5 protein-coding genes are annotated in these 7,083 nt (G+C 36.7%); 2 read left to right on the top strand and 3 right to left on the bottom strand.

The genetic code is table 11. The annotated features are described in order from the left end of the window. Positions 1 to 278: 278 nt before the first annotated feature. The 3 genes from MUW74_RS03470 to rpmH form a co-directional block, all read right to left on the bottom strand. Positions 279 to 3,605 carry an HD domain-containing protein gene (locus MUW74_RS03470; protein ID WP_243518974.1) on the bottom strand — a complete coding sequence of 1,109 codons (3,327 nt, stop codon included), beginning with the start codon at positions 3,603 to 3,605 and terminating at the stop codon, positions 279 to 281. 190 nt (positions 3,606 to 3,795) lie between these two features. Beyond that, a complete protein-coding gene (rnpA, locus tag MUW74_RS03465; protein ID WP_243518971.1) occupies positions 3,796 to 4,203 on the bottom strand; it encodes a ribonuclease P protein component in 408 nt (135 codons plus the stop codon). Between the two features lie 27 nt (positions 4,204 to 4,230). Further along, a complete protein-coding gene (gene rpmH, locus MUW74_RS03460; RefSeq protein ID WP_243018494.1) occupies positions 4,231 to 4,389 on the bottom strand; it encodes a 50S ribosomal protein L34 in 159 nt (52 codons plus the stop codon). 358 nt (positions 4,390 to 4,747) lie between these two features. Between rpmH and MUW74_RS03455 the strand changes: the two genes are divergently transcribed. Together MUW74_RS03455 and MUW74_RS03450 are read left to right on the top strand one after the other, a co-directional pair. Continuing rightward, entirely contained in the window at positions 4,748 to 5,248 is a 501-nt protein-coding gene (locus MUW74_RS03455) for a hypothetical protein (RefSeq protein WP_243518968.1), read from the top strand. A 298-nt stretch (positions 5,249 to 5,546) separates the two neighbouring features. Then, the gene (locus tag MUW74_RS03450) at positions 5,547 to 6,767 is read left to right on the top strand and encodes an SUMF1/EgtB/PvdO family nonheme iron enzyme (protein ID WP_243518965.1); all 1,221 of its coding nucleotides are present in this window, start codon (positions 5,547 to 5,549) and stop codon (positions 6,765 to 6,767) included. Positions 6,768 to 7,083: the final 316 nt, after the last annotated feature.

Genomic DNA, 7,083 nt, shown 5'->3' with positions numbered 1-7,083 from the left:
TTCAGTTATACCAGGCACTTGCTGAGCGCAACTATTTTAAAATGGGCGTTTTTGCTTTTTCTACGTAACCTTAGCAACTGCGCTGAACGGCTACCTTTTTTATCAAGAAAAAAGTGGTATTAAAAGTCTTTTTTACTTATGTTCTGAACAGCCTAATGGCATGAACTTAAGGATGACCACCATTGGTACATTTAAGCCGTACTGTTTTTCTTTTCAGCTGGTAAGCTATGCTTGCTGATCGCAAATTTTTACAACAGGTCTTTTCTTTTTTACCTTTCTTAATGCTTTACCATAGCTATATTGAATACCTTTTCAGTATGTAGCTGCAATTCATGCGTGATATCAACCAGCTGTATTTGCATGGCTAATGGCAAGTAAAACTTTTGAATTAATCTGGCTTTTTCTATCTGTTTTTCGATTGTATGGCCAGAAATTGTTCTTGCGTTATGTAAGACATCAGCCAGCCTAACCAACATAGCATCATGATTTTTATCAGATGTGATACGTTTGATGTAGCTATTATAATCCCCTTTTTGGTTTAATAGCTCTTTCTCTAAGCGTGCTGCAGCCATTACGGTTTGTGTAATAGAAGTACCAAATAGAGTCGTTAAACCTGCTTCTGTAAGCGGGGTATTTTGTACTACATCATGCAGTAAACCTGCAATAATAACATTAGACTCATCTGTTATAGTCAGTAAAATAGAAGCAACTGCCATGGGGTGTAAATAAAACAGTTCCCCTGTTTTTCTTCTTTGTGTCGTATAATAGATTTTAATGAGTTGTAGCGCATCCATGATGGCATCTATATTCAATCCTTTTTTCTGCTTGACTTTTTCTATAAAAGTAGCTTCTTCTTTCATACTCACTGGATCTAATACCATTCTTTGTGTATAAACAACAGGGGAAAGGGTAGCAAATGCCTTAGTAATTTCTTTGACGTTTACAGGTATTACGTATAGATAGGTGATTTCTGATTCGGAAGAGAACCGTTCATAGTAACCGTAATGGGCATGTACAATATGTTGATGCTCCGAATCCTCTTTTTCTTCATGGCCGCCGTTTGATATCTGAATATCTGCCATTTCTGCTACTTTATATAGGGGGTGTATAACAGGTAAGCGCGTTGCTGTAGTGATGACAAAGCTGATCGCTTTGATTTTTTGTAATTTACCTTCTAAAAGAGTTAACCGATAGCCTAATTGGGTATCATCTATGTATATATAAATATCTTTTCTTTGATCGCTATGTAGCGATTGATGTGTGGTACAAGAGTATAAACTGTTGATAATTAGATTTTTTATACTTTCTACTGCGCACTGTATATAGAGCTGTTTGGTATCTATCATTACATAGGGTACATCATATATGTTGTTGGTTTTGATAGCATCAAAACATTGGGCTAATAATTGATCAATGCTAATCCAGTTAGTAGTTAAATGGAGGTTATATTTCAGGTGTTTAAAAATGCTGTTAAAATATTTTTTTAATCTAATGGCTTGTTCTGAATAAGCAAGTTGACGCTCCTCGGATTGTTCCAATCTAATCAATTGGTTGTTTAATTGGGATATGATACAACTGCTTTCATAAGCCAATGCATCTACTTGTTGCTTGTTAAAGAACTGCCTTGCATTTTGTTCCTCTTTTTCACTAGTTAAGGCTTGTATGATCGATAAGAGCTTACTTAAGCTTTTTTTATGGTATACCAAACCACCCACTAAAACGAATAGTAGTAGTATGGCATAGACAATACGGATATTTAAGTCTAAAAAGCAATCTATCCATGTAATATCACTATGCATATAATGAAGCATGCCCCAGACCATTAGCACACTCATCATAGATCCAAACAATATTACGAGCAGTGGGGTAATAAAAATAGATAAAGTGAGGTTGAGTATAAAAATAACATCATGTAAATAGGCAAATTTGCTAAGGATGGGCATGGCAGTACCTACTAAGAAAAGAAAGTAAATATGACTTAATGGCCATATGATTGAGGTAAGTTTACGGATATATAATTGGGGCAAAATAAAGGTATAAACTAAGAAAAATGTGGAAACCAAAAGGCTGGGAAAGAGAATCAGTACTTCTAAGCTAGTATGCCATATAGTATTACTCGAAAAAGTATAAAAAGATCCATAACCTGTTAGTAAAATATAAAAAATAAAAAATAGATAAGGTAAATTATCTTTTGGCAGTTGTTTGTCAAGATAATCCCAAAAATTAAACTGCTTCATCTTTTGTGTGATGTATTTGGCCATCCTTTGCCATAATGGCGGCACTTGGACTACTCTTTCTTGGGCCAATCTATTGGGTAAATTTTGCTGGTATGTGATTTGATTACCAGTTAAAAACTGGACAAGCATACTAGTTATTAGATTCATTAGCATGGCTGGTAGCAAACTACTTATAGCTGGATTAGATGCCAAGAAAAACCATCCAATAGTGGTTAAAACACTTGCCAGCATACCTGCTAAAACAGCATGTCGATGGAGACAAATGCCAGTTAAAGAGAGTAGTAAAGGTAGACTGACAGTCGTTTTAAATAAAATAATAGCCATCCAGATTAGTTGGTCTGGCGCACAAAGTGCAAACAGGGTTCCGATCATACCTGCCATAGCTCGATACATGATGGGCTGTTTAATCCATTTAAACAGATAGGATAAGTCATTGCTCATTAAACCAGTGGCTGCATGTAAATTGGCACCTGCTGTAGAGGTGGTTAAAGAAGCAATCGCTATCATAAATAGCGCCTTTAATCCAACATATGCATCAAAAGTAGTTAGGGGAATAGCTGATATAAGTAGCTTACTATCATGGTGCTCTACCAAAAGAGTCACCCATAGTATAAGAAAGCTTATGACCAATAATAATAAACCAGCACCATTAAAGGAACGTTTTATTTGAGTCACATTTTCAGCAATTAACATAGGTTTTACTTGAACAGGAAAGAAAGCAGGTATGGAAAATGCGATCAAATAAGCGATATAGTCTAGTGGGGCAGCATGAAAATGGATTAAGGTATTCCAGGAGCGTTTAATAGCTAAAATCAGGTTGACTTGATCAGCATTATATTGCGTTACCATACCTCTCCATAGTGTCCAAGCAATCATGGGTAGTAATATCCCAAAAGTGGCACAACGTACCACCCGTACCAGCGTTGGTGATTCTATATTATTTGACCCAATACTAAAGGTTATAAAAAAAGCTGCTATAAGCAGACTATAATCTGCTTGAATAGTAAAAAACCAGCCTATAGCCATTGCTAGTAATTTAAATTGCATAGCAGCTACCGCCGTGGTATGTAATAGACCAGATATAGCTACCACCTCTCGCGCTAATTTGCCATAAAGGCGCCCCATCATTTCTGCTACTGAACCTCTATTTAGCAATAGGTGTAAACGATATATGAGTAGATTGGCTATTATAAAATAGCTGATCGCGCTACCGGTTAACCCTAATACACTACCTATATGTGGTGGATTGGATAAAATCTCTCCCCCATAGGTTATAGCCATAATGGTTGCTATGATATTGGCTGTATTAAATCGGGCATATGGGATGCTGGGATGCCTAATAGCACGCATACCAACGAGTAAATTCATGAATAAAAAAAAGAGAAAAATAAGACTGTCTAAATCCATTGCCGGTCCTGTATTTATAGTGCTGAAAAATAGTTTTTTATTAAGGATTTATTGCACAGCCACCTATCAAATTTCTCAAGTAACAAATAATAGGACTGCTTAATCAATTATTAAAAACATACGAAACAGACACAACGCTTATGTTGAAGAACTATTTAGATTGTTCTTTAGTGAGCAAAGCCATAAGATGTTGCAAGGAGCTAATAACAGCCCTATTTAAAATAGGATAGTGGATCTCTTCCTCTGTACCAGTATACACATATCCTATTAAAAAGACAAGCTTAGCACGGGTAGTATTTAAAAAGTCATCCAGTATGTATTTATTGACTCGGTAGGCTTCTCTAAGCAACCGTTTTATTTTATTACGTTGCACAGCCGAGCGGATCTTTCGTTTAGAGACAGCGAACAGAACTTTATTGGATAAAAACAGTTCTTGCTTTTTTTGTAGATAAAAGAGGGTACAGGAAGGTAGTTTATAGGCTTTTCCTTCCTTGAAAAGCATCCTGATGTCTTTAGGATTAGTTAGTCTATTGCACTTGGGTAGCTTATTTTTGCCCATAAACAATAGCCACAGAGTGGGGTAATATTAACGCTTGTGCCTAGGCTCATCAGAAATAGTTAACTTTACTCTTCCTTTGGCACGTCTTCTGGCCAATACCGCACGACCATTCGCTGTTGACATACGCTCTCTAAAACCATGTTTGTTGCTTCTTTTTCTAAGTGATGGTTGAAATGTTCTTTTCATAGTGGATTAATTTTGGTACATTTTAAGCAATATTTTTTATGTGACTTTTCCAATCCAAATAGCATACGAGCCCCCTAAATTTGCTTGTGGCAAGGTAAGTAAATCTGTTGTAGAATCCAAATGATTCTATTTATCTGTTAAGAAAATGGCTTAAAAGCGTATGTGATAGAATCAATACCATGGGTAAACTTAATCCATAAATTTTTAGCTTAACTATTTTCTTGATAAAGCTCTATTTTTTTATATTTAGAATATGGTAATCATCTATACAATTAAAACAGCGGTATGCATATTATGCTTATAGCAGGGTACTCCAAATATGCTTTATATTTACGACTGATTGAAACAAATACACACAATGAGCATACGTCACCTGGTGCTTTTCTTTTTGATCAGCTTGATTTTGTTGATTCCATCAAAAGCAGCACCTGTATCTAATTTAAAGAAATTAAAAAAAGGGATCTATAACGAAGATCTTGCTGTACATAGAATGCGGTTTTGTAAACCGCCCAAATGGGTAAAAAAAAATCCCTCTGGTCCATTGCTATGTCCATTAGGCCAAACCAAACTTTTAGCAGCACGGTTAGCAGCCAGAAAAGCAGCTTATGAGCGTACAAATTGTTTAAAAGGTTATACCATACAACTTTACATGGGTAGCAGTAGGAGCGCAGCATTACACATTCAAGACATAGCCAGTAACTTTGCTTATCCGGCTACGCTCCATTACAGGCAACCGCATTATACCGTACAACTTGGTTTTTTTTTCGATAGGCTAGAGGCCTATTTTGTTTATTTGACTTTACTAAGAAAAATACCTGGTGCCATGATCCGGCCTTCTATGCGCACTAGACAGTCCTGAAGTGAGAGGCTATATTTTCGGTAATTTAATTTTTTTGTTTATCTTTATCGCTCCATGCAGCTGCTGTGGCGATAGGCTATAGCAGTTGCCTATGCAAACCTATTTAATGGTCATTTTGGTATCGAAGCTTCTTTATGCTTTTTAAGTGCATCTAGTATGCTGCAGTGATCCACCGTGCTTTCTTCTAAAGATTGTTCATCGCAAATAGGTTTGCTAATAGGCGTTAATAACGTTTTATTATTTTAATAAAATACTATTTTTTTTATTCTTTTAGTTAGTATCTGCAAAACTATTCATTATGACTATCATTTCTGGTATTGCTCGGTTGAAGTATTTTCTTATATTTTTGGCTTTGGCTTATTTTACAGCTTATGGTAAGCGCCACCCTTCTAGTACACGCCCAGGTAAAGTAAGCTTGACCACAGGGCGGCCTTTTAATCAAGCTGACACCCTGCCTGTAGTGCCCTCTAAGCGTTTTTCGTCTATTCCAGGCATGGTATATATAGAAGGAGGCTATATGGTAATGGGCAATTTAGGTGAAGATAAGTTGGGTACGGGAGGGCGCTATGCTAAACCGGTTACGGTCAATTCTTTTTACATGGATCAAACGCCTATTACTAATTTAGATTATAGAGAATACTTATATGATTTAAAAAAAAATGGCTTGATGGACCAATATCAAGCTGCTATTCCCGATCAGAAGGTTTGGGCAAAAGATGGTAGTATATGTAATGATCAATATATAGATAATTATTTATATGCACCTGGTTTTATGTATTACCCAGTTGTTGGTGTAACTTGGGTGCAAGCTACAGAATATTGTAAATGGCGTACCGCAAAGTTTAAGGAAGAAAAGATGAAGCGCCAAACTAAGCGACGTGAAGCAAAATCAAATCCTGCTGCCGATGATGATGCCTATGCAGAGAAAGATAAACTTGAGCATGTAGAGGGCAATGAAGTGGAGGAAGCATATCCTGTATTTCGCTTGGCCACTGAAGCAGAATGGGAATATGCTGCACGTGCCATAGTAGGTATAGCTAATGTAGATTACTTACAGAGCCATCAAAGCAGTTATCCTTGGTCTAGTTCTTCTCCAAGAGGCGCAAATGGTCAGTTCTTGGCTAACTTTAAGCGCGGGAAAGGGAATTATAAAGGGATGTGTGGTGAATCTGATCATGCAGCGCCTACTTCTTATGTCTATGCCTATCCTCCTAATGATCTTGGTATCTATGATATGGTGGGCAATGTTTGTTGTTGGGTAAATGATACTTACAGCCCTCTTTCTTTACAAGATACGGGTGATTTAAATCCTGTTAAGCGGGATGAATCTTTGGGCCATGCTGGTAATGACTATATAGCTAGTAAAGCTGCTCTTACCAATGATGATGCCAAAGTATATAAAGGTTGTTCTTGGGCAGATTGTGCTTATTTTCTGCAAATAGGTACTAGACGTTATTTGCAGAAAGAGCATGCTAGTGCTACTATTGGATTTCGATGTGTGGTGTGTAGCTTAGGGTAATAAAGCTTTTCTTTTGAAAGGCTACGCTGGCTGGTAGTTTACACGTTGATCCGTTGCTTAAATCCTCATCTAGATTCAGTAAGTTGCGGTTTTGCGCTCCGTATCTTGTATTTGTTCAGGCAATGGCGTCCACTGAAGCAATTTTAACTTGTTTTTATTTCATTATAGTATCTGTTCAAGTCAGTGGTAAAAAAGCATTTTTATCCTACTTTTTTCTTGATAAAAAAGTAGGCAAAAAATCAAGCGCTGATGAAAAAAGCGCGCGTTTTTTACTAGCATAAACCATAGTGGTGAGCGGAAACTAATTATTTTAACT

The sequence above is a fragment of the Candidatus Cardinium sp. cBcalN2 genome, from assembly GCF_022810445.1.
Taxonomy (GTDB): Bacteria; Bacteroidota; Bacteroidia; order Cytophagales; family Amoebophilaceae; genus Cardinium.
Note: the sequence above shows the minus strand (reverse complement) of the source record. Positions and strands in the feature narration are given on the sequence as shown.